Here is a 22,095-nt window from a genome sequence, read left to right on the forward strand (position 1 = left end):
CCTGTTGCGTTGTTAATCTACCAGGTCAGTGCATCGCCGTGGTCTGGATGCTGAGTAGGTCGATCAGGATCTCGGTGCCTTCGCGCAACAGCGCATCCTGCTCAAGGTCAATATCGTCATTGCTAGGTTGCTCGGCCTGCAGCTCCGCCAGGGTGGCCAACTGGGGCAGATTTTTGGCGTGACGACGGCGGTTTTCGATCTGCAGCTGTTCCGCTTCGGTACGCTGGCGCAGTTCGCGCAGCGCCTGTTCATTCAGTGGCAGGCTGTCGAGCTGGCGCTGTTGACGGTGATCGAACTCTTCTTTGAGTGCGATCAGATCGGGTTCGGTATCGGCGCGCTGGCGGTGGCGCTGCTCGATTGCGGCCAGTTGGCTTTGTGACAGGGCCTGGCTGCTGTTGTGGGGCAGGGCTTTGACCTGATCCCAGGCCAGGGCGCCGTACTCGCTGCTTTCACCCACCTTGGTGATATCAAAGCGGCCGGGCAGGGAGATATGGGGCGTCACGCCCTTGTTCTGGGTGCTGGTGCCGGAGATCCGGTAAAACATCTGTTGGGTCAGTTTCAGCTGACCGTGATTGAGCGGGAACAGGGCCTGCACGGTGCCCTTGCCGTAGGTCTGGCTGCCGATCACCAGACCGCGATTGTAATCCTTGATGGCGCCGGCAAAGATCTCCGAGGCCGAGGCGCTGAGCCGGTTGACCATCACCGCCAGCGGGATATCGAAGAATTTCGGGTTATGGTCCGACTCCACTCGGATGCGACCCCAGGCGTCCTTGATCTGCACTACCGGTCCTTGCGGAATAAACAGCCCGGTCAGCTCCACCGACTCTTTCAACGAACCGCCGCCATTGTTGCGCAGATCGATGATTAGCCCCTGGGCGCCTTCGTCGATCAGTTCGCCGAGTAGGCGTTCAACGTCACGGGTGGTGCTGCGATAGTTGGGATCGCCCGCCTGCAGCGCGCGGAAATCGATGTAGAAGGTCGGGATACTGATGACACCCAGCTTGTAGGGTTGACCATCGCGTTCGATCTCGAGCAGTTTTTTCTGTGCCGCTTGCTCTTCAAGTTTGACCTTGTTGCGAACGATGCGGATAACCTTCGGGTTCTTGCCTTTGTCTTCGGCGGCGCTGACCTGCAGTCGTACGGTGGATCCCTTAGGTCCTCGAATCAGTTCGACCACTTCGTCCAGGCGCCAGCCGACCACGTCGACAATCTCGCCCTCTTCTCCCTGACCAACCCCGGTAATCAGATCCGACGGCTTCAGCTGACCCTGCTTGTCGGCGGGCCCAGCCGGAACCAGGCGTACGACCCGGGTGTGCTCGTCCTGGATCTGCAGCACCGCGCCAATGCCTTCGAGCGACAGCCGCATGTTGATGTTGAAGTTTTCGGTCAATCTTGGCGAGAAATACTGGGTATGGGGGTCGAACAGGCCGGCATAGCTGTTAGCGAACACCCCGAAGGCATCTTCGGCGGTACTTTGGGACAGCCGGTGCAACTGATTCTTATAGCGTCGGCTCAGGGTCTTAGCGGCATCTTCAAGGGTTTTATCGGAAAGCTTCAGGTTCAGAACCAGGCTTTTCAATCGCTTGCGCCAGAGTTGGTCTTGAGTTTGATGATCAATGGGCCAGGGTGCTTCGCTGCGCTCGGTCACGATTCGCTCGTCGCGGGCAAAGTCGAGCTTGTCCAGCCCTTGCTCAATCAGGCCGAGCATGAAGTTGAGCCGCTCGGTGGCCCGTTGCTGGTAGCGGTTGTAGATAATGAACGCCGGCTCGCTGTCGCCAGCGCGGATCGCGTCATCAAAGTGGTGGCGGTACTGTTCGAACTCGTCGATATCCGATTGCAGGAAATAAAGCCTCGACGGGTCGAGACGTTCTAGCTGCAGATCGAGCAACTCGGAAGAGAGTTCGTCGTCCAGGTAGCGCTTCTTGTAGTGACCAAAACGCAGGGTCTTGGCCAGGCTCTTGAGAGTCTCCTGGTGGACGGGGTCCGGTTCCAGTGTCGAGTAACTGGCCTGTACCGGCGTGGTACCGAACCAGGTCAGGGTCAACAACAGCGTAAACAATGATGAGATGGATCGCATGGGCAAAGGTTACCGATTGTTTTAGATGACGCTTACACAGAGTTAGGACCGACCAAAGCGCTGGCAGGTTCCCAAACGGCAGGATACCATCTGTACCCTTTGCAATGGAGCCGGCGGTGATAACTGTGACAAAAACTCTGACTAAGCTTTTATTGACTATTAGTGTAGTGCTGACTTTGGCCGGATGTGACAACGAGCTGCTGTCGAGAATCGATACCCTGGAACAGCAAGCCGAAGCCAACGCCCTGGCGGGTCAGAAGTTCCTGGCCGAAAACGGGGCCAAGGCGGGGGTGATCACCACCGACAGCGGGTTGCAGTATCGGGTACTCAAGAGCGGTAGCGGGGCGTCACCGACGCTGCAGGACCGGGTCCGGGCCCATTACCGGGGGATGTTGATCGACGGCAGCGAGTTTGACAGTTCCTACGCCCGCGGCGAAGCCGCGTCGTTTCCGGTCAGCGGCTTGATTCCGGGCTGGCAGGAAGCGCTGCAGCTAATGAAGGAGGGAGACCACTGGGAACTGTATGTCCCGTCCGGACTGGCCTACGGCAAACGTAGCCCGTCACCGAAGATCCCCTCTCAGTCGACTCTGATCTTTGAACTGGAGCTGGTGGAGGTCGAATAACATGCTGGCGATCAAGTCCGATACCTTTAACCAGTCGCTGCTCGATTACCTGCAGCGCTCCATGACACCGTTCCATGCCACCGCCAATCTGGTGGAAGAACTCAAGCAGGCCGGCTTTATCGGCTTGGAAGAGGGTGAGGCCTGGCAGCTCGAAGCGGGGGGGCGTTATTACTTGGTGCGCTCCGATGCCTCGGTGATCGCCTTTGTTCTTCCCAAGAAGGCCTCACTGGCCGAAACCGGTCTGCGGATGGTGGGTGCTCATACCGACAGCCCCTGCCTGAAGGTCAAACCGCAGCCGGAGCGGGTCAAACAGGGTTACTTCCAGCTCGGGGTCGAAGTCTACGGCGGCGCCTTACTCAACCCCTGGTTCGATCGCGACCTGTCGCTGGCCGGGCGGGTCAGCTATATCGATGCCAAGGGCGAACTGAATCACTGCCTGGTGGACTTCCAGGATCCGATCGCGGTGGTGCCGAGCCTGGCGATCCATCTGGACCGGGAGGCTAACAAGGAGCGCACCGTCAACCCGCAGTTGCATCTGCCGCTGGTACTGGCGATCGCACCGGAGAACAGCGAGCCGAAGTTGCGTGAGTTGCTGCTGGAGCAGGTGCGCCTCCAAGACTCGGATGCCGAGCGGGTGCTGGATTTTGACCTGTGCTGCTACGACACCAATCCGCCGGCGATGATCGGGCTGCAGCGGCAATTTATCGCCTCGGCTCGACTCGATAATCTGCTCAGCTGCTTCGTCGGTCTGCAGGCGATGCTGGGCGCATTGGAGCAAGGTGATGATGATCAGGGCATGCTGCTGGTATGCAACGATCACGAAGAGGTGGGTAGCGTGTCGGATTCGGGTGCCGATGGCCCGATGTTGGAGCAGTTGCTGGAGCGACTGGTACCGGAGATCGAGCCGCGTCAGCGGATGCTGGCCAATTCGGTGATGATCTCGGCCGATAACGCCCATGGCATTCATCCCAACTACAGCGACAAGCACGATGCCAACCATGGACCGCTGTTGAATGCCGGGCCGGTGATCAAGATCAACGCCAATCAACGTTATGCCACCAACTCCAAGACTAGTGCGCTGTTCCGTCAGCTGGCCGAACTGGAACAGGTGCCGGTGCAGGCCTTTACGGTCAGGACCGACATGGCCTGCGGTAGCACCATCGGGCCGTTAACCGCCGCCCGGATTGGCGTCCCGACGTTGGATATTGGGGTGCCGACCTTCGGCATGCACTCGATTCGCGAACTGGCCGGCAGCGAAGACGCCTATAACCTGTTCCGAGTGCTACAGCGTTTCTACCAGGGTTAGATGCTACAGCGGCTCTACCGAGGTTGGGTGCAACAGCGGTTTAATCGGCAATAAGAACCCGGGACAATCGGGGCTAGTTGCTGCGCTTAAGAGCGTCCGATTGATCTCGGTATGGTGCTGCCGCTGCTGAGAGCGGCCTGATGTTGGTGATGACTGATCCGGCAAAGGTGATGGCTGACCCGTCTGAGCCAGCGTAGCGCCTCCAACTGGTCGGTACCTTGGGGAACATTCAGTTGCCCATGGCCGATGGCGTTGGCGATCCGATCCCGTTGCGGTGGGGCCAGCGTCTCCACTTCGGCTCGGGTCTGGCGACTGGCGACCTCAGCGGGTTGCCAGCGACGCTGCGCGATAGCGTCGAGAATGGTCCGATTGCTGTCGATTAACCCCAGCCTGACCTGTTCCAGGTCCGGGCTGACCCGGGCGCAACTGGCCCGATCCTCCTCCTCTTCACAGCGCTCATGCAGCCGCTGCATATGATCCAGAGAATGGATCATCGCGACTAGTCGCTGCCAATTCAGGCTGCTGGAGGGTTGCAGGTGAATCTGATCGATAAACTGGTGAGTATCGTCCAGTGCCCGCTGCAAAGGTGCCAGTTCGACCCTCTGGCACTGGGGGTCACCGAGCAAGGCATTGGTGTGACCGGTTAGCGCGGCCAACTGACGATCTAGGCTCAGTTGTACCGCATTGAGGGCCAGCTCGGGCTGCTCTAGCAGGATCGGGTCCAGATTGCCTGTATAGCGGGGGGCGCGATCGGGGACCAAACGCTGCAGCAGCTCAGCAAATTGACGGCTGAACGGCAGGATCAGCAGCACGCCGATCAGATTGAAGCTGCTGTGGAAGGCGACCAGTGACAGCTCGGCCTGCTGTTGCGGTAACTGGGGATCAATCTGCCCGCAAAGCCAGACGAAAGGGCCGATCAGCAGCAGGGCCATGACGCCAGTCAACAGGTTATAGATCACATGGGAGTAACCGGTTCTGCGGCTGCCGACTGAGCCGCCCAGGGTCGCCATCAGTGCGGTGACGGTGGTGCCGATATCCATGCCGATCACCAGCGCGGCGGCCTGCTCGAAACCGATAAAGCCACTGTGCAGCGCGGTCAGGGTGGTGGCAACGCCGGCACTGGAGGATTGAGTCACCAGGGTAAAGGCGATCCCCAGCAGCACCAGTTGCAGTCGCCCGCCCAGGGTATCGGCGGGTAGTTGCTCGAAGCTGAACAGCTGCTGTAACCCGGTCATACCCAGCTGCAATTGCTGGATGCCGATAAATATCAGTGCAAAACCGGCCAGTGCCAGACCGCCCTCGGCCAGACGGCCGCGGCCAAACAGCTTCAACATCGTGCCGATAAAGATCAGCGGAAAGGCCAGGGTGCTGAGTTTTAGCTTGAAGCCAAGCAGGGCCACCAGCCAGCCGGTGATGGTGGTGCCCAGATTAGCGCCGAAAATGATACCCAGCGCATGACTGAAACTCATCAGTTCGGCGGCGACGAAACCGACTGCCGCGACGGTAGTGGCGCTGGAGGATTGAAGCAGAGCCGTGCAACAGGCGCCAACCAGAGCCCCTGAGGTTGGGGTGCGGGTTGAGCGCATCAGCCAATCGCGAAGTCGTTCCCCGGCCAGTGCCTTCAATCCGCTGGTCATAATCACCATGCCGAGCAGGAACAGCCCGAGGCCACCGAGGCTTTGGATCAAACCGGGAAACTGCTCAAGAAGACTGCTGTCAGCCATCGACCACTCCCTGGGGGCTGCTACTGAGTGTGGTGCCGTTGCGAAAGGCTATAGAAAGTTTTAGCACGGCCTGGACGTAGGGGCCATCGGAACGGCTGTCAGGTAACGTGTGCTGGCTTGGGAGGGTGGGGGGCTGGTATCGACGGAGGGGGATAGCCCGGCTGAAATCAGCCGGGCTGGAGGCTAACTGGTATCAGCTGACGTATTCGAACATCTTCACGACCTTCTGTACCCCAACGGTGTTGCGGGTGATCTCCACGGCCATGCGGGCTTGATCTTCGCTCACCAGGCCCATCAGGTAGACGGCGCCGTTTTCGGTGACGACCTTGATGCGGGTGGATTTGAGATTCTCTTCGGCCAGCATCTTGGCTTTGATCTTGGCGGTCAGCCAAGTGTCGTTACTACGTACGATCGCCGAAGTCGGACCTGCGACGCTCAGCTCGTTGTGAATCTTACGGACCTTACGGACCTGGCCGACCACCGACTCGGTCAGTTGGCGGGCATTTTCGTTAGGAACCTGGCCGGTCAGCAGCACGATACCGTTGAAGCTGGTGACGGCAATATGGGATTGCTTCAGCTCTTCGGAGGCCTTGGAGATGTTGACCAGCGATTTAATCTCGATCAGCTCATCATCGATAAAACTACCGGTGGTGCGGGTGGTCGGCTCTTCGTTGATCGGCTCCTCCTTGGTGGCGCTGATCAGATTGGAGCAGCCGGACAGACCAAACAGGCTGAGCAGGACAATAACGGCAATGGAATGGGCTTTCATGATTACTCGTATCCACCGAAAAGTTGATGTTCAATCAGGTCGCACAGCGCGTGCGTGACCAGCAAATGTACCTCATGCACCAGCGCCTTAGAAGGGCTGGGAATGCGGATCTCCAATTCATTGTTGCTGAGGATCGCACCGATATCCTTGCTGTCGCCGCCGGTCAGGGCGATCACGCCCATACCGCGATCGTGGGCCGCCTGGATCGCCTGGATCAGGCTGGTGGAGCGGCCATCGGAACTGAACGTCAGCAGAATGTCGCCGGGCTGACCCAGGGCGCGGATCTGCTTGGCGTAGACATCGGTAAAGTGGGTGTCGTTGGCGATAGCGCTCAGGGTGGCGCTCTCGGCCCCGAGGGTGATCGTGGGCAGACCGGGGCGTTCGTGCTGGTAGCGGTTCAGCATCAGGGCGCTGAAGTGCTGTGCCAGCGCGGCTGAGCCGCCGTTGCCACAACAGAGAACTTTATTTTCGGCCACTAGACAGTGAAACAGCTGCTCGGCCGCCTGGGCGATCTGGGGTGTGAAGGTCTCGATCACATGGGCTTTGAGGTCGAGACTTTGATGAAAGTGGTTGATAACGCGTTGTTGCAGATCCATAGCCGGGCTCTGGGCGGGTTAACGACGATGACTTTTTTAATCCGATCGGTTAATTGCTGCAACCGTCAAAGGCGTTTTTAAGCCAGTCGATCTGCAGCGAGCCGCTATTATCAGGCTGACAGGCGACAACATCAAACCGACAGGCTTGCGATTGATACTGAGGATGTTGCTGCAGGAACAGTGCGGCACTGCGACTGAGCTTCTGTTGCTTACGCCAGTCGACGCTCTCGGCGGCGCTGCCGAAGCCGGCGCGCTGGCGGTAGCGCACCTCGACGAAGGCCAGCGTATTGCCGTCGCGCATAATCAGGTCGATCTCACCGCAGCGGACGCTGAAGTTACGCATCACCGGTGTCAGTCCCTGGTTTACCAGATACTGTTCGACCTGCTGTTCAACCGCTTCACCACGGCTGCGACTCATGGCTGTTCGGCGTTCTGCGGCAGAATCAGACCATCCTTGATCAGCGACCAGGGCTGGGTCCGGCTAACCTGACCGAGCAGATCGATCGACAGGCGACCGGTCTGACCCTGAAGGTGGGCGCCGGGTAATTCTTGCAACAGCTTCAGGTAGGGAATCAGCCGGTAACTGTCGATACCCAGGGCATAAAGCCGACCGAAACGACTCCGGGTGTTGTCGCGGTAGGGTTCGAGCCGGGCCCGGGCCGGATTCTGCGGTTCGATCACCCAAGGCATGGCATTGAAGCGGATGCCGTTGAGGTCCTGATAGCGGTTGGCGTCGGGCTGGCCGTCAAACAGGTGCGAGGTGGCATAGACCGGCAGGTCGCTGGCGTAGTGGAAGGCCAGGGTCGGCTTGATCTGACGGGCATCCTTGTTGAGCGCAGTCATAAACAGCAGGTCCGGATCCTGGCGCCGACGGGGTTCGAACTCGAACGGTTGACGGATCAGATTGGCCAGCTGTTTGGCCCGCGCTTCACTGGCATCGGTGGCCAGCAGGTGGCTGATGCGATCAGAGAAATCTTTTTCGCCGGTAAAGCGCTCGCCGCCGGCAAGAACTCCGCCCAGGGTCAGCCAGCGCTGGTTGAAGGCCTGTTGGATACGATCGCCCCAGGACGTGGCCGGAGTTAGGGTCAGGGCGACACGGTGGCCGTCGGCCCAGGCCTGATCGGCGCTCTGAATCGCTTCATCCTCGGTACGCAGGCCGAACTGGAACAGATTCAGGGTGCTGGTGGAACTGTCGACGCTGTTCAGGGCCAAGGTTGGAATCGGCAGCCCGGGGCGTTCGGTCAGCTGACGCAGTCGGTCTTTATCCAGCGGTCCGATCACCAGATCCACTTGTTGCTGTTGCGCTTCGAGGTAGAACTGCTGCAGATCTTCAATCCGGGCGCTATCGAAGAAGCTGACCCGGGCCGGCGACTGCCCCTGTTGCAGTTGCTGGTAATGGGCGTTCATTAGCCCTTCGATCACCGCACGGCCCGGTTTGGCCAGCTTGCCAGTCTGCGGCAGCAATACAGCAATATGGGTCGGCCGGTCGGCGCTGAACTGACGCAGCTGCTGCAGTGATTGCGGCAGGTTGGTTGCGGCCGGGTGCATACCCCAGAGGCTGTACCAGCCCTCCAGCGCTTCGGTCAGTTGGATCACATCCTGATCGGGGCGTTGGCTTAGCTGGGCCAGCTCGTACCAGCCCTGTTCCAGGTAGCTGTTCTCCTGCTGCAGCATCTGCACCAGTTCGGCAGGGTCGATCCGCTCCAGCAGCAGCCAGATCTCGTCGGCCAGTTGCGATTGCTGCTCCAGCGGCGCGCTTTCCGACTCACTGATCAGGGCCTTCAGGGTGGCCTGGGTATCGCCGAGCTGGCGGAAGTTATCACTGCGCAAGGCAATATAACGACGGTAGTCCTCGGCAACCAGTAGGCGGGGATTCTCGATTCGGGCCAGCCACTGCTGGCTCTGCTCGGCCAATTGCAAGGCATTGGCTGCTTCGGCTTGGAGCAACCACAGGCGTAACTGTTGCAGCTCGGGCAGCAATAGCGGATTGATCTGGGCCAGCAGTTCGGCGGCACTGGCGTATTCCTGTTGCTGCAGCAATTTTTCGGCAGCCGCTAGTGTATACTCCGCTCTCGCCAACGGCGCTGCCGTTTCAGCCTGCAGCAATAACTGTTCGACCTCGGTCAGTTCACGTCCTTGCGGCGTTTCCGGCTCCGAGGGCGGCGTTGTGGAGGGGGGCTGGCTGGTACAGCCTGCCACGAGCAGGCCGAGCAGCAGCACGGCGTTAACGCTTCTGAACAGCTTCACTTTCGTTTTTGACCCGTCTGTGCGTGGTTGCGGACCGCTAGGGGAATTCATCATTATGACAGCAGCCTGCCTCTATATAGTTTCAACCCCGATCGGCAACTTGGGGGATATCTCTGCCCGAGCGCTGGAAACCCTGCAATCGGTCGAACTGATTGCGGCGGAAGACACCCGACATTCGGCCCGGCTGCTGCAGCATTTCGGTATTACTACGCCGATGTGGGCTCTGCACGACCATAACGAGCGGGCGCAGGCGGATAGAATAGTACAGCGTTTGTCCGAGGGAGCAAATATCGCACTGATCTCGGATGCCGGTACGCCGTTGATCTCCGACCCGGGTTTTCATTTGGTCCGGGCGGTACGCAATGCCGGCTTTCAGGTCGTGCCGGTGCCGGGGGCCTGTGCGTTGATCGCCGCGTTGTCAGCATCAGGACTACCCACCGATAGGTTCGCCTTTGAAGGCTTTGTGCCGGCCAAAAACCAGGCCCGGTTACAGCGGTTGCAGGCCGTGGCCGAAGACACCCGTACACTGATGTTTTACGAGTCGCCCCATCGTCTGTTGGAAACCCTGAGGGCGATGCTGGACGTGTTTGGGCCGGACCGCTATCTGGTGCTGGCAAGAGAGCTGACCAAGACCTTTGAAACCATCCACGGCGATTCGTTGGGCAACCTGATCGAATGGGTCGAAGCCGATGCCAACCAGCGCAAAGGCGAGTTTGTACTGTTGCTGCAGGGTGCCGAGCCGGAGGCCGAAGGCGGTGATCTGGGGGCGGAGGAGCTTAGGGTTCTGTCGTTGCTGCTGGAGGAGCTTAGCGTCAAGCAGGCATCGGCGTTGGCGGCGAAGATCTGCTCGGGCAAGAAAAAGCAGTTCTATCAGGCGGCGCTGGCGATGCGTGCCGACGATGGCAATTGATCCGCCTGGCTTGAATCGCTTTGTTTGATCTTGATTGATTGAACCCCGTTCGCAAAGCACGTACCATCCGCCGCTGAGATCGCCAGACAGTCGCTGCCGTCTTCGGACGGGGGAGGAAAGTCCGGGCTCCAAAGGGCAGGGTGCCAGGTAACACCTGGGGGGCGTGAGCCTACGGCCAGTGCAGCAGAGAGTAGACCGCCTAAGCTATCCTCGGATAGCCGGTAAGGGTGAAAGGGTGCGGTAAGAGCGCACCGCGTGGGTGGCAACATTCCACGGCATGGTAAACCCCACCTGGAGCAAGACCAAATAGGGATCCATTGGCGTGGCCCGCGCTGGATCCGGGTAGGTTGCTTGAGGCCTGCGGCGACGCAGGTCCCAGATGAATGACTGTCCACGACAGAACCCGGCTTACGGCGATCTCAACTTCTTCTTTTACTCAATATCTTGATAAGTTCTTGAACTTAAAAGATGTTGAGTGCCTCAAGTGGTACAGGGGCATTTACCGGCTCCCTATCTCCAGAAGCGAGACTGATAGGGAGCAGGTGCGTTCAGAACCGTAGCTGTAACCCTCACCTGAGTTGCCAGCATTATCGATCGGGCTATCAATCCGATTGAGTCTCTCCCTTCCAAAGTTGCCGATCTATGCCTGCCGCCTGGTTGAGTTCGTTAAGCTTATAATCCAGTGGATGGATGTCCTATTTGGATGTGTGAGCCTAAGCAAGTAGGCTGAAGGAGTTCGGTCTTATTTACCTTCCATGGCCTGTTGGGTCGTGGTTTGTTGGGTCATAGCTTGTTGGGTGGCGAGAATGGATGTGCAGCAAGAGCCATTGCCAGAAGAATCTCAAACTTTTTCAGCTTGGAATCCGGGGATAGAGCCGGACCTCCCTGCTGAGCTGCTCCCACTAGAAACCATCCATCGGGCAGAAAACGTAACCTCTTGCTTGGCTGAGGTGGTGGAATTAGCCGAATGGACAGGAATACCGATGCAGGAACTCGTGGTCTTCCGGCCAGAGCGACTTGCGTTGCATGAGTTGATCGTACGGATCAATGCCGATGTTGTCGTCCAGGAAGCGATCGAAGAGGAGGATCTAGGCAAGCACTTTCGCAACATCGTTTCCGAGGTCATGGATAACTACATCCAGCCCAGGGAGGACGAGATTGTCGAGGCTTATCAAGAACTTCGCACAAGGGCTTCCGAAGCCGTGCTCGGTGTACTCGACACCTCCCTGTTTGCTTCGGATGAGCCAGAAGCCCCTTCCAGGTCTTTGCTAGATCGTTACTTTCGGCGCAGAGATCGGCGTCCGCATCGGATCGAATCGACCCTGGAGAAAACCTATCGCGTGTTGAGGCAGTACAAAGAGTCAGGGCTCAAGGCGCAGGATCCGTTCTTAGCGGCCATTTATAAGGCCCTGTATAAGGTGCTTGGCACCATCGCTGTGTCCCGCGGTTATATCGGAGTGGAGAAATCCTTGTTGGCCAAGCTGGTGACCGATCGGGTGTGTAATCTGTACGGAAGCCAAATAGTGGGGCAGATCATCGCTCCGGCAGTGAGGGATGCGATCGATCGTGAAGGCTACACTCGATCAAAAGTCGCGGAAAAACCGATAGTTATCAGCCTTAAAGGGGCTTCGGCAGCCGGAAAAAGCTCTCTGCGGCCCATGCTTACAAAAATGATCGGTCAACTGGGCATTGCCATGGATGGATACACCACCATCAGTCCGGATATCTGGCGGCGACTACTGCTGGATTACAGCTCCTTAGGTGCAAACTACAAATATGCCGGGCGTCTGACCAGTCACGAGGTTTCTGCGGTCGACACCAAGCTCGATCAGTACATAAGAGACAAGGCACTGGTCGATGGATCTATCCCACACCTGCTTCTCGACCGGTTTAGATTTGATAGTTTCTCAAGCGAGAAAATCGGGCGCATCCTTCTTGATACGTATCTCAAGTTCGCCGATACGATGTACCTCTATTTTGTTGTCACGCCGCCGGAGGCCACGGTGGAAAGAGGCTGGGAGCGAGGCCTAAACCGAGGTCGATACAAAGCCGTGGAGGACTTTCTAGGCCACAGCGTGGAAGCTTACGAAGGCATGCCCAGAATTCTCTTCAAGTGGTTGGCTCACGATAAACCGAAACTGAAATACCAATTTCTGGACAACAGTGTTCCAAAGGGAACCTTTCCTAAAACAATCGCTTACGGAGATCGTGAGACGCTTACGATTGTAGATCTTCCGGCATTTCTTAATATCGAGCGATATCAAAAGATCAATGTCAGCGCGAAATCGCCAGAAGCCGTGTATTTGGATTCCAGGGCTCAAGTTGATGGGTATAGCGTGAAATTGTTGAAGCGCTGCCTGTCAGCTATCCCCAAGGTTGATTTTCTGGATGAAGCGACGGGGCAGGTGTTTTTGCGAGCAGAGAACGGTGTGCTCAAGGTTCGGGACAGGTCCCGATTAACGGGGCTGGCACAGAACTCAATACTGGGTGATGTGCTATCCGAACTGGATCCTAAGATAGTTCCAACATCGAGCGCCAGGCAAAAGCAGGACTTGTAGGGCAGTCCAGGAAGCTACCGCCTTCCTAGGAATCAAAAAGGCTTGGTTATCAGAGGTACCAGATCTTAGGAGCAAGCTACTGCATTGTCCGCTTAACCAGTTGAGAATCATGGCTGGAGTCGCCCGGCTTACTGCACTCGTACTGCTCTCTATTCGACCCCTTCGCTTGCAACCGATGCTGCAACAGGTTGCTTGTGGCTCTGCGAACAGCTGTTCGCTATTGGCCTGAAGAAACCCGGGTATCGGCCTGCCTGGAGGATTCAAAGAATTGACTCATTTCGTCCACCGGTAGGGGTTTTGAGATCAGATATCCCTGGATGGCGATGTCACTGCTGAGTTGTCGGAGCATCTCGAGTTGTTGCTGGGTCTCAACCCCTTCGGCGATAACCTTCAGATTCATGCTCTGGCTCATCTGAATGATGGCCTCAACAATGCCCTGCTCGAAATTTTCTTCCGTATCGGGGCTGATAAAGGAACGGTCGATCTTCAGCACGCTGAGCGGGAATTTCATTAGGTAGCTCAGCGCCGAGTAGCCGGTACCGAAGTCATCGATCGCGATCTGACAACCCAGCGACTTCAACTGTTCGAACCGATCCAGATTATTCTGGTTGTCGTGCAGCAACAGGCTTTCGGTAATCTCGATCATCAGGTGCTGCGGCCGTATCTGCGCATCATGGATCGCACCTTCAAGGGTATTGTTGAATGAGTGGGCCTGGAACTGGCGGGTCGAGACATTGACGGACAGGTAAAGCTCGGGGTCGAAACGACGGTGCCAGTTGGCCAGTTGGAGGCAGCTCTGTCGCAGGCACCATTCGCCAATCTCAATAATTCGCCCGGTCTCCTCGGCGACCGGGATAAAATCAGCCGGTGATATCAGCTCGCCCTGATCGTCTCTGAGTCTGAGCAGGGCTTCGATACCCACGGTCTTCCCTTGGGCAAGGCTGACGATGGGTTGATAGTGGACTTCCAGCAACTCATCGTCGATTGCCCGGCGTAGCAGGGCTTCAATTTTCAAGCGTCGCTGAATCAGGCGACTATGCTCGGAGGAGTAGGCAGAGAAACGGGAGCGGCCTTCGTCCTTGGCGCGATACATGGCCAGATCGGCATACTGAAGTAACTGGGTCGGGGACTGGCAATCCTTCGGATACACGGCAATGCCGATGGAGGCCGAGATAAAGGCGTTGCTCTCCTCAAGGGGGAAGGGGGCTTCCAAATGCGTGATGATCCGCTCCGCCACGTGCTCGGCGGAAAAGCTTGGGTCGAGTTCTTTGATGATCACGGCAAACTCATCCCCTCCCAGTCGAGCAATCAGGTCCTCAGCACGCAAAGTTGATTGGATTCGCTTGGTAACCTGACACAGCAACTGATCCCCGACCTGGTGCCCGTAGGTATCGTTGATGATCTTGAAGTTGTCCAGATCGATAAACAGCAGGGCAAAGGGTTTCTGTGACTGACGTCTGTCGTAGGTGAGCTGATCCAGGTAGGACTGGAAGTGGTAGCGGTTTGCGATGCCGGATAGGTGATCGGTATTGGCCTGATGTTCCAGCTTACGCCGAGCCTGATTCAGGCTGGTGACGTCGGTCATCACCGCTAGCGCTCCCGGAAAGGAGTCTTCAGCACTCAAGGTGGCGTCCATCAGCACTTCGACCCGCTGCCCCCGACCGTTGATCAGGTGCAGAGGCAGCTCGGCCAGGGTTTTGCTTTCCCACAGAGCGGCCAGGGCAGGATCCAGCAGCTGTTGTTGATGCTCCACGTCCAGCAGCCGACTCAGCTTGCAACCAACCACCTCGGCCCGCTGAAATCTCAGCTGCTGTAAGAAGTAGTCACTGGTGTCCTGAATCACCCCTTCGCGGTTGAAGCTGAACAGCAACGAAGGGGTCGAGTGGTAGAGCAGTTGAAGACGATCTTTGCTCTGCAGGGTCTTATTGTGCTGCTTTTCCAGGCTGCCCTGCATTTCGTTGAACGCCTTGCTGATTACGCCGAGCTCGTCATTGGTGGATTCACTGACCCGAATAAAGGCACCACTATCCCTGCTGCGATCGATCGCTTCAATCAACGCCTGCAATGGTGCGTCCATCAGTCGAGAGAAGATCAGCCAGACACTTGCCGCGAGTGCGATTATCACCAGTAGGATGGCAAACAGCCCGGAGAGGATAAATTGCGCCTTTTCGTCCTCCAGCGATTGGTAGCCCAGTACGATCTCCAGCTCGCCTACCCTTTGCTTGATATGGGCATTGCTGTAATTGATTGGGTAGGCGTAGTCGCTGGATATCACCTGACTCATGGCCTGCTCAGAGGCGAACTTATCCGCAACGGCGTTGCCACTTTCATCTCGGATGACAATCCGAATGACATCCGGATCGAGCATGATGGTTTCGACAATACCCTCGACCCGTTTGGTATTGAAATTCCATAGCGGGTCCGCCAGCAGATCGGCATAGCTGCCCAGGGTCTGCTGCTTCTGCTCCAGCTTCAGATTGAACTGCTGCTCCGCGTTGTAGAGCATCAGGCCAAGCGTCAGTGTCAGAGCCACTACGGCTGCCGGGATCAATATCAGCAGCAGTTTCAGCTTTAGGGAGGGAAGTCGTTTCAGCATTGGGATTACGATCAGTGAGACTTGATATGCGAGAGTACTTTCTGCAGTGAAAAGTCATACTCCCCATAGCCCTGCGATGGTTTCAGGCTGAAACCTCGGAAATCGATCTTATCCCAGTTTTCATCTCCCAAGTTTTGGGAATATTGGTCAATGTTGTTGCGATCGATACTCTGCATCTGAAAGTCGACCCGACCCAGCGGGGCGGTTTCGCCCTTCAGGCTACGTTGGTGATAGTCATACAGCATGACCATGGACCAGGCCCCAGCCAGAAAGTGGCCACCATCGGTCAGCAGCATCTCGCCATTGCGAACCATCTCCAGTCCTTGAGCGGACCAGTTCAGCCCCACCAGGCAGACATCGCTTCCCGGCTTAACACTATTGGCTTTCAGTGCATCTCTGGCGCCCATGGCGATGGGGTCGTTGGCTGCCCAAATGCCGACCGGTTGGATGTCGTTTCTTGTAGCCCACTTCAAATAACTGTCGGTTAGGTCCGAGGCTTCCTGCTGATTCCAATTGGCGTACAGAAAACGATCCAGCTTGATATCGGCTTGCTGTTCGATCACCGACATCGCTCCCCGATTCCGATCGATAGAGGCTGGCGTCAACTGGTCACCGCCTATTGCCAGCATATGGTATGGCCCTGAATCGTTGGTCGCTTTGGCGCACTGGTGCAATGCCTGCATCATTCGACGTCCTGCACCATGGTTATCGGGTATGACTGCACCCAGGAGGTTCGGGTTGTCGGGTTTGGGGTAACCAACCTTTGCTCTCTGAGGAGGAAGGAAATCATTAAGCAGCATCAGGGTTTTGGTCTTACTGCCTTTACTGGACAGGAAAATTTTCTCAGCGGCCTGCTCTTCATTGACCAGAATCAGGTAATCCGGTGGGTTGTTGCGCGAGGTGATCTGTTGGCCGATTTCGACCATTTTGACCCGGTTACGCTGTGCATAAACAACTTCGAGCTCGATATCCAAGTCGTTGGCAGCGGCTTGCATGGTCTCGGTTACCATGTCCCAAAAACGCTCACCCTGCTTACCCGGATTCAGAAAGGTGACCTCCATCGCCTGGAGGGACGTCGAATAAAGGAGGGTGCTGAGCGAAAGTGAGAGCAGGGTTTTTATCATTGTTATTTCACCTTGACGACAAACTCAACTGACAAGATTCGATTGTTTTACCAGCTAAGTGGCACAACAACAATCGTCGGTTAGGGTGATAAACCAGTTAATCCTGGTTAAGTGTCGACCGCTGCCAAGACACTAAATTGCTCTCCAACAGCTGTAAGGCACTGCCATCGCTCATCATCTCCCGGTAACGGCGGTTCAGATAGGGCAATAGATCATAGCAGGGTGAAAGCCGGCTGAAGCCACTATGGATAAAGCCTTCATTAATGTTTTTTTCCAATGCAATGACTCGGTCACCTTCGGGATGGGTGTGAAGGTAAGTTGCTCCGGAATAGCGACTGTGAATGAAATAATCGATTCGACCAGCGATCAGCTTTCTATAATTGGTTTGTGGGGTGTCTGCCTCTTCCAGGGCCAGTTGCTCACTGGAAAACTGGTCGAATGCAGCGCCATACCGGTCCCCGGCATTTTTTCCACCCATCTTACCCTTCAAGTCATCCCATTGATTGAAATCGAACACCTGGCTGCGTTCGACAAAGACAGCAAAAGGGTTCGGGAGAATAGGGGCACTGGTGAAGTTAAGGAACTCTTGCCTGGCGGGAGTCTTCTTCAACGCCATAACCAAGTCAACCTGTCCCTGTTGAGCGGCGTGTAATACCCGTTTCCAAGGACCGGTATAGATCACCGAGAAGGGGATACCCAGCTCGGCAAAAATAATGCGATTGATCTCGATGCTGGCTCCACGCATCTGTTGGCCATCAAACCACTGGTAGGGCGGATAGTCAGGGTGGGCTGTAGCGACGACTCGGGTGCACTCCTCGGCCTGTACCAAGAAGGGTTGGAAAAGCAGAGCAGCAAGAATAAATCGGGCTGGCTGAAACAGCATGGGTGAAGACCTGTTGATGGGCTACACACAAGTGTATATGCGAAATTCATGATCCGCTAACTTATTGATTTTATGATCAGTTATCGCTGCTTGTTATTACTGCTAGGATTTTTTTAGTGATTGCAGAAAGTTCTTTATATGTAGAAAAACCAGCCATGAGTTTTGTTCGATGACTGGTTTCAGCGTAACCCTATTAGGTTTAGGAAAGCGCTATTGCAACGCTACCACTGCTGCGATCTCGACAGGCGCGTTGAGTGGTAAGCTGGTACAGCCGATCACGATACGAGTATGGCCGGCACTCGCCCCCAATACCTTGAACAGTAGATCGGATGCGCCGTTCAATACCTTGGCGTGCTCCACAAAGGAATCACTGGAGTTGATATAGCCCTCCAGCTTGACCACCGATTCTAGCTGTCGATTCGCTATGTACCGGTCCAACTGGCTCAACAGATTCAGAGCACAGAGTTCAGCTGCCTGTTGGCCTTGCTCTACGCTCAAATCACGTCCGAGCTTGCCCTGATAGATAAGCTCCTCATCACGTAATGGCAGTTGCCCAGAAATATACAGTAGGCCCCCAGCCAGTTGGGCGGCGGCATAATTGCCCACCGGTGTTGGTGCCTGGGGAAGGACCAATCCCTGTTGTTCAACGAGTCGTCTTAGCATCATCGTATGCTCCCGGTTTTTTAGCTTCGATCAGGCAGAATGGGATCCCGCGGTGATGCCTCCGTCGACAAACAGAGTCTGGCCGGTCACAAACCGACCGCCGTTACCGGCCAGGTGCTCGACCCAGGCCAGGATATCCTGCAGTTGGCCCAGCTTTCGTAGTGGGTGCAGACCCGAAAGGCTTTGGAGGGTGTCTTTGTCCATCAGGTTGTCGTACAGCGACGTCTCGATCACTGCCGGTGCGATGGTGTTGACACGGATGTTGTCTTTGGCAAATTCGATCGCCAGGTGGCGAGTCAGGGTGTGCATGCCGCCTTTGGCAACCTGTGAGGCGGAGGCGGGGGTGGCTTCGATGGGATTCTCCACCCACATGGAGCCGATATTGATAATGCTGCCGCCACCTTGGCACTGCATAAACGGGATCACTGCCTGGGAGGTGAAGTAGCTGCCTTTCATGGTTACCGAGTAGTAGCGATCCAGGCTTTCTTCGGTTTCTTCAAGAAAGGGCTTGGGGACAAAGATGCCTGCGTTGTTGATCAACACATCGATAGTACCGAAGTGCTCCTGCGCCACCTTGGCCAACGTGGTACCCGTTTCGGGATTGCCAATATCTCCAGCAACAACCTTGATGCGGTCTGTATGATCAGCATTATCTGCGACGAACCGGTCCAGTTCGTCCTGACGACGTGCGTTGATGACGACGTTGGCACCGTTGGCCAGGAAGGACTCAGCAATGGCTTTTCCCATGCCGGATGAAGCGCCGGTGATGATGATGGTTTGGTTGTTAAACATCTACGTAACCTCGACTGGTGATGCGATTGATTGGTCGGGTCACTTTAGCTAGGCTGTTTGTATATTAATAATCAATAATATTTCTATTAAATATAGATAGTGTCTATATGGATCTGCAGCAAATTAAATATTTCTTGGCCGTGGTGGATAACGGCACCTTTTTGGCTGCATCGAAACAGGTGCATGTGACTCAGCCGACCCTATCAGCAGGAATTCGTAAGCTGGAGCAATCGTTGGGTGTGACCCTGTTCAATCGCGGAAGTCGTAGCGCAACCCTGACGGCTGAAGGTGAGCAGTTTCTGAAGCCGGCACGACAGTCATATAACCAGTTGGTGCTGGTGCGCTCAAAGTTGAGGAAACAACCAGAGAAGATTGTCATCGGGGTCCTCTCCAACATCCATATGGACCACGTAGCCCGGATCATCAGCTCATATCGATCAATTCACCCGCATATTCTGATCGAGTTGGTCGTCGATGCCGATGCTGCCTTGAGTCGCATGTTGGCGGAGAAAAAGGTCGACCTGATTATCGTTAACAGTGATACCCAGGCGGATAACTTTCAGCCAATTATCAGGGAGTCTCTTTGTATCGTGGTTCCCGGGGGGCACCCCTGGGCCAATGAGCGGCTGATCGAGTTAAAGTCTTTGGATGGCGAACGGTTTATCGAACGTATCCGCTGTGGTTTCTGGGAACCGGTTAATCAGCAGTTTCAACAGCAACAGATTCAGCCCTTGACGGTGATGCAAGCCGAGAGTGATGAGTTTGTACTCTCGTTGGTTGCCGCCAATCTAGGGGTGTCGATCATCACTGATCGGACCACTCCCTATGATGTCCGGTTTATCGAGATTAAGGATCTGAGTATCGATCGTTCTATCGGTGTTTGCATGCCCAATACCGATGTCTTACCCCATGTTGAGGCTTTTTACCGGGCAGTGCTGGATAAGCGGGATTGAATTCGTTCTTGCTGTGCTCTCAGGAGCCTAGGGGTTTTTCGTTGTTTCTGTTTGGGTAAGCGTGGGCACACTGGTCCACTGCTTGAACTCCTCCCACTCAATCACACCTGCGTTGGTGACGAGATAGGGTTTGTTACCTGATTCCCAGCTACGTCGCAGTCGAATCGCTTCGACGGTGGCGGAGCAGGGTCGGGTGCTGGCCCGACTGCCGTCTGTCAAGAGTTGATCACCGAGTTTGATCCAGTTGTCGGATTTGTCGGTGGAGCAGTCGCAGCCAGTACCAACCAGGAACGCAATTCGGGCGCTGCAACAGTGCCTGCATAGATGGGTGATTAAAGATTCCATGCCAGAGTGCGCTGACGAGTCTGATTGGTGGGCGAAATCAGAAGATCATCGCCCACGTCAGGTCTAGCAAAATGCGGTGGTTTCGAAACTGGGTCGTTGTACCCGTGACCGGTGCCAAGCAGCTAGCTTGGGATAACGGGAACAAGTATCGAGCTCGGGTAAGCGGAACAGCAGGTAGTCGATGGCCACGGCCACACAGATTTCACCCAGGCTGATGGATGGGGTGGCTGCGAGCTGTTCGACCGAGTGTTCCAGTTGTGCCAGGGTCCGATCGATCGCATTCCAACGCCGCTCACTCAGCACCGAGTTGTTGGCGGCTTCATCGAGGTACTTGCGGGCGATCACTGCATTGAAAGAAGCATCCATCAGTCCTTGTCCCAGACCGGCAAAGTGAAGCACCAGAGCTTTCTGATCCTCGGGAACCAGAGGGTTGTGAGCGACCAGACTGTCCAGATAGGTCGCAATAAGTAAGGATTCACTAAGCGTGACACCCTGATCGGTAACCAACGCGGGAATGCGACCGACCGGGTTGTGCTGCAGCAGTTGGGGGTCGTCGTTCCAAGGATCGCACCAGCAAAGTTCGATCTGGTTTTGCAGCCCTTTTTCCAGCATCGCGATGCGTGCCATACGGGCATAAGGAGATGTTTTGTTCAGTAAGAGTTGCATTGTTGGCCTCTATTTCCGTTGTTATCTGTGGTTATCGAGAATCAGTAATGATCAAAGCTAGCGGTACGTGCTGATCGACGTCTGGTGTTGAAAAAAGCGGCTCAGTGTGATCAATACCGCACCTCCGGCCAGCGCTGCGCTGCCGGCGTAGAACAGGTAGAAGTAGCTGCCCCAGATCTCGTACAGGGCCGACATCGAGTAGCCGGAGAGGGCCTGGGCGATCGCAAAGACGGCGGTTGCCAGCCCCCAGTAACGTTTGTGATCGGAGGTGCCGACCAGTTCAGCGATTCGGCCGGACGTCAGTGCCACGATGCCGGGTACTAGAGCGCCGACGATAAAGGATGACAGGGTTCGGCTGACCAGAGCGATCGACAGCAGCGGCAACAACACCGCAACGGCTTTGACACTGAAGGCCAGTACCAGACCTTTGTGCCAACCGCAGCGTTGTACGACCCAGCCGGCGATCAGCGGACCGCAGACGGCGCCAAGACCAAAAGCCGCCCATTGAAGTGAGGCCGCTTCGGTGCCAAGGGCTCGTTCTCGGGCCAGATAATCCACCCAGAACAGGGTGTGGGGAACGAAACCCACGGCATCTAGCGCGTAGGCGGCCATCACACAGAGCAACACCCAACCAAGCGGTTTAGTCACCGTCGTCGTAACTGCCGTCGGTTGATTCAGTGATGCCGGCTTGGCAGCTTCCAGCCGGATCAGGCTGCGATCGCAGATGAGGCCAGCCACCAGCGTTAGGCTTCCCAGCGCCAGCCAGGTGGCCGATAGGCCCTGCTGCATCAACAGCGGTACCACCGAAGCCGAAAGCACTGCGCCGAGGCCGATACCGGTGAAGACCAGCGCGCCGACGCTGGCCCGTCGACCGGCTTCGGTCGAGGTCAGCGCGGTCGCCGGTCCGACCACCATCAGGATGGCACCGGTGACACCGGCAACCAGCCGCCAGCTGAAAAACCATTCGAAGCTCGATGGTTGAGCGCAGAGGATGAAGCTTAGTGCGATGGCAGCAAAGCAGAGTCCCATCAACCGTCGTAACGGCAGCCGTTCGGACAGACGGTGAGCTGACAGGGCGCCGATCAGATAACCCAGCAGGTTGGCCGCCCCCAGATAGACGGCCTGGGTATCTTCAAACCAGCCTTGCTGAACCAGCTCCGGCAGCAGCGGGGTATAGGCGAAGCGGGCGATTCCGATACCGGCTAGCGTCGCGGTCATACCGACCAGCAGGGCAGGGTGTTCCTGTTTTCTTAACATCGGTTC

The 22,095-nt window shown here is 56.4% G+C and carries 18 protein-coding genes and 1 other RNA gene; 6 read left to right on the forward strand and 13 right to left on the reverse strand.

The genetic code is table 11. The features are described from left to right. Nucleotides 1–25: 25 nt before the first annotated feature. The gene (locus DV711_RS08755) at nucleotides 26–2,077 is read right to left on the reverse strand and encodes a carboxy terminal-processing peptidase (protein ID WP_114695293.1); all 2,052 of its coding nucleotides are present in this window, start codon (nucleotides 2,075–2,077) and stop codon (nucleotides 26–28) included. Nucleotides 2,078–2,244: 167 nt separating this feature from the next. Here DV711_RS08755 and bamJ point away from each other — a divergent pair, with 167 nt between their 5' ends. Together bamJ and DV711_RS08765 are read left to right on the forward strand one after the other, a co-directional pair. Further along, a complete protein-coding gene (gene bamJ / locus DV711_RS08760) occupies nucleotides 2,245–2,700 on the forward strand; it encodes a BamJ family beta-barrel-assembly machinery protein (protein ID WP_424398988.1) in 456 nt (151 codons plus the stop codon). Between the two features lies 1 nt (nucleotide 2,701). After that, a complete protein-coding gene (locus DV711_RS08765) occupies nucleotides 2,702–4,006 on the forward strand; it encodes a M18 family aminopeptidase (protein WP_114695295.1) in 1,305 nt (434 codons plus the stop codon). Nucleotides 4,007–4,092: 86 nt separating this feature from the next. Here DV711_RS08765 and DV711_RS08770 read toward each other — a convergent pair whose 3' ends face one another. The 5 genes from DV711_RS08770 to DV711_RS08790 form a co-directional block, all read right to left on the reverse strand. Next, a complete protein-coding gene (locus tag DV711_RS08770) occupies nucleotides 4,093–5,730 on the reverse strand; it encodes a Na/Pi cotransporter family protein (RefSeq protein WP_114695296.1) in 1,638 nt (545 codons plus the stop codon). Between the two features lie 193 nt (nucleotides 5,731–5,923). Beyond that, nucleotides 5,924–6,499, reverse strand: coding sequence for a BON domain-containing protein (locus tag DV711_RS08775; RefSeq protein WP_114695297.1), 576 nt, complete (start codon nucleotides 6,497–6,499; stop codon nucleotides 5,924–5,926). A 2-nt stretch (nucleotides 6,500–6,501) separates the two neighbouring features. Beyond that, complete coding sequence (locus DV711_RS08780; RefSeq protein WP_114695298.1) at nucleotides 6,502–7,095, reverse strand: SIS domain-containing protein; 594 nt, start codon at nucleotides 7,093–7,095, stop codon at nucleotides 6,502–6,504. 49 nt (nucleotides 7,096–7,144) lie between these two features. Next, the gene (locus DV711_RS08785; protein WP_114695299.1) at nucleotides 7,145–7,513 is read right to left on the reverse strand and encodes a YraN family protein; all 369 of its coding nucleotides are present in this window, start codon (nucleotides 7,511–7,513) and stop codon (nucleotides 7,145–7,147) included. Beyond that, nucleotides 7,510–9,342, reverse strand: coding sequence for a penicillin-binding protein activator (locus DV711_RS08790; RefSeq protein ID WP_165840048.1), 1,833 nt, complete (start codon nucleotides 9,340–9,342; stop codon nucleotides 7,510–7,512). The genes DV711_RS08785 and DV711_RS08790 overlap by 4 nt, the downstream gene beginning before the upstream one ends. Before the next feature lie 55 nt (nucleotides 9,343–9,397). Here DV711_RS08790 and rsmI point away from each other — a divergent pair, with 55 nt between their 5' ends. The 3 genes from rsmI to DV711_RS08805 all read left to right on the forward strand — a co-directional run bounded on the left by rsmI (nucleotide 9,398) and on the right by DV711_RS08805 (nucleotide 12,810). After that, on the forward strand, nucleotides 9,398–10,252 hold the full coding sequence (gene rsmI, locus DV711_RS08795; RefSeq protein ID WP_114695301.1) for a 16S rRNA (cytidine(1402)-2'-O)-methyltransferase: 855 nt from the start codon (nucleotides 9,398–9,400) through the stop codon (nucleotides 10,250–10,252). A gap of 74 nt (nucleotides 10,253–10,326) precedes the next feature. Continuing rightward, nucleotides 10,327–10,678: RNase P RNA component class A (gene rnpB, locus DV711_RS08800), an RNA gene on the forward strand. Nucleotides 10,679–11,058: 380 nt separating this feature from the next. Further along, nucleotides 11,059–12,810 (forward strand): DEAD/DEAH box helicase family protein, encoded by a 1,752-nt coding sequence (locus tag DV711_RS08805; protein WP_133297429.1) that lies wholly within the window; start codon nucleotides 11,059–11,061, stop codon nucleotides 12,808–12,810. Between the two features lie 217 nt (nucleotides 12,811–13,027). On the opposite strand, the gene DV711_RS08810 is transcribed toward DV711_RS08805, so the two are convergent. From DV711_RS08810 to DV711_RS08830, 5 genes are all read right to left on the reverse strand, one after another. Continuing rightward, nucleotides 13,028–15,406, reverse strand: a complete 2,379-nt coding sequence (locus DV711_RS08810) for an EAL domain-containing protein (protein WP_114695303.1) — start codon at nucleotides 15,404–15,406, stop codon at nucleotides 13,028–13,030. A gap of 11 nt (nucleotides 15,407–15,417) precedes the next feature. Next, complete coding sequence (locus DV711_RS08815; protein WP_114695304.1) at nucleotides 15,418–16,530, reverse strand: ABC transporter substrate-binding protein; 1,113 nt, start codon at nucleotides 16,528–16,530, stop codon at nucleotides 15,418–15,420. Between the two features lie 97 nt (nucleotides 16,531–16,627). Continuing rightward, nucleotides 16,628–17,413, reverse strand: a complete 786-nt coding sequence (locus tag DV711_RS08820) for a substrate-binding periplasmic protein (protein ID WP_114695305.1) — start codon at nucleotides 17,411–17,413, stop codon at nucleotides 16,628–16,630. Between the two features lie 210 nt (nucleotides 17,414–17,623). Next, on the reverse strand, nucleotides 17,624–18,076 hold the full coding sequence (locus DV711_RS08825) for a RidA family protein (protein WP_165840049.1): 453 nt from the start codon (nucleotides 18,074–18,076) through the stop codon (nucleotides 17,624–17,626). A gap of 30 nt (nucleotides 18,077–18,106) precedes the next feature. Then, nucleotides 18,107–18,868, reverse strand: coding sequence for an SDR family NAD(P)-dependent oxidoreductase (locus DV711_RS08830; protein WP_114695307.1), 762 nt, complete (start codon nucleotides 18,866–18,868; stop codon nucleotides 18,107–18,109). A gap of 107 nt (nucleotides 18,869–18,975) precedes the next feature. Here DV711_RS08830 and DV711_RS08835 point away from each other — a divergent pair, with 107 nt between their 5' ends. Beyond that, a complete protein-coding gene (locus tag DV711_RS08835; protein WP_114695308.1) occupies nucleotides 18,976–19,821 on the forward strand; it encodes a LysR family transcriptional regulator in 846 nt (281 codons plus the stop codon). 408 nt (nucleotides 19,822–20,229) lie between these two features. On the opposite strand, the gene DV711_RS08840 is transcribed toward DV711_RS08835, so the two are convergent. Both DV711_RS08840 and DV711_RS08845 read right to left on the reverse strand, forming a co-directional pair. Continuing rightward, nucleotides 20,230–20,832 carry a glutathione S-transferase gene (locus DV711_RS08840; protein WP_114695309.1) on the reverse strand — a complete coding sequence of 201 codons (603 nt, stop codon included), beginning with the start codon at nucleotides 20,830–20,832 and terminating at the stop codon, nucleotides 20,230–20,232. Between the two features lie 57 nt (nucleotides 20,833–20,889). After that, complete coding sequence (locus tag DV711_RS08845; protein ID WP_114695310.1) at nucleotides 20,890–22,089, reverse strand: YbfB/YjiJ family MFS transporter; 1,200 nt, start codon at nucleotides 22,087–22,089, stop codon at nucleotides 20,890–20,892. Nucleotides 22,090–22,095: the final 6 nt, after the last annotated feature.

Origin of the sequence: Motiliproteus coralliicola (assembly GCF_003345655.1) — a bacterium.
Lineage (GTDB): Bacteria > Pseudomonadota > Gammaproteobacteria > Pseudomonadales > Balneatricaceae > Motiliproteus > Motiliproteus coralliicola.

Excerpts from the sequence above, each read along its gene's own strand:
- DV711_RS08810 (WP_114695303.1), bottom strand. The coding sequence starts at position 15,406 with ATGCTGAAACGACTTCCCTCCCTAAAGCTGAAACTGCTGCTGATATTG.
- DV711_RS08765 (WP_114695295.1), top strand. The coding sequence starts at position 2,702 with ATGCTGGCGATCAAGTCCGATACCTTTAACCAGTCGCTGCTCGATTAC.
- DV711_RS08820 (WP_114695305.1), bottom strand. The coding sequence starts at position 17,413 with ATGCTGTTTCAGCCAGCCCGATTTATTCTTGCTGCTCTGCTTTTCCAA.
- DV711_RS08775 (WP_114695297.1), bottom strand. The coding sequence starts at position 6,499 with ATGAAAGCCCATTCCATTGCCGTTATTGTCCTGCTCAGCCTGTTTGGT.
- DV711_RS08780 (WP_114695298.1), bottom strand. The coding sequence starts at position 7,095 with ATGGATCTGCAACAACGCGTTATCAACCACTTTCATCAAAGTCTCGAC.
- DV711_RS08830 (WP_114695307.1), bottom strand. The coding sequence starts at position 18,868 with ATGTTTAACAACCAAACCATCATCATCACCGGCGCTTCATCCGGCATG.
- DV711_RS08785 (WP_114695299.1), bottom strand. The coding sequence starts at position 7,513 with ATGAGTCGCAGCCGTGGTGAAGCGGTTGAACAGCAGGTCGAACAGTAT.
- DV711_RS08825 (WP_165840049.1), bottom strand. The coding sequence starts at position 18,076 with ATGCTAAGACGACTCGTTGAACAACAGGGATTGGTCCTTCCCCAGGCA.
- DV711_RS08840 (WP_114695309.1), bottom strand. The coding sequence starts at position 20,832 with ATGCAACTCTTACTGAACAAAACATCTCCTTATGCCCGTATGGCACGC.
- DV711_RS08755 (WP_114695293.1), bottom strand. The coding sequence starts at position 2,077 with ATGCGATCCATCTCATCATTGTTTACGCTGTTGTTGACCCTGACCTGG.
- DV711_RS08805 (WP_133297429.1), top strand. The coding sequence starts at position 11,059 with ATGGATGTGCAGCAAGAGCCATTGCCAGAAGAATCTCAAACTTTTTCA.
- DV711_RS08770 (WP_114695296.1), bottom strand. The coding sequence starts at position 5,730 with ATGGCTGACAGCAGTCTTCTTGAGCAGTTTCCCGGTTTGATCCAAAGC.
- DV711_RS08815 (WP_114695304.1), bottom strand. The coding sequence starts at position 16,530 with ATGATAAAAACCCTGCTCTCACTTTCGCTCAGCACCCTCCTTTATTCG.
- DV711_RS08835 (WP_114695308.1), top strand. The coding sequence starts at position 18,976 with ATGGATCTGCAGCAAATTAAATATTTCTTGGCCGTGGTGGATAACGGC.
- rsmI (WP_114695301.1), top strand. The coding sequence starts at position 9,398 with ATGACAGCAGCCTGCCTCTATATAGTTTCAACCCCGATCGGCAACTTG.
- DV711_RS08845 (WP_114695310.1), bottom strand. The coding sequence starts at position 22,089 with ATGTTAAGAAAACAGGAACACCCTGCCCTGCTGGTCGGTATGACCGCG.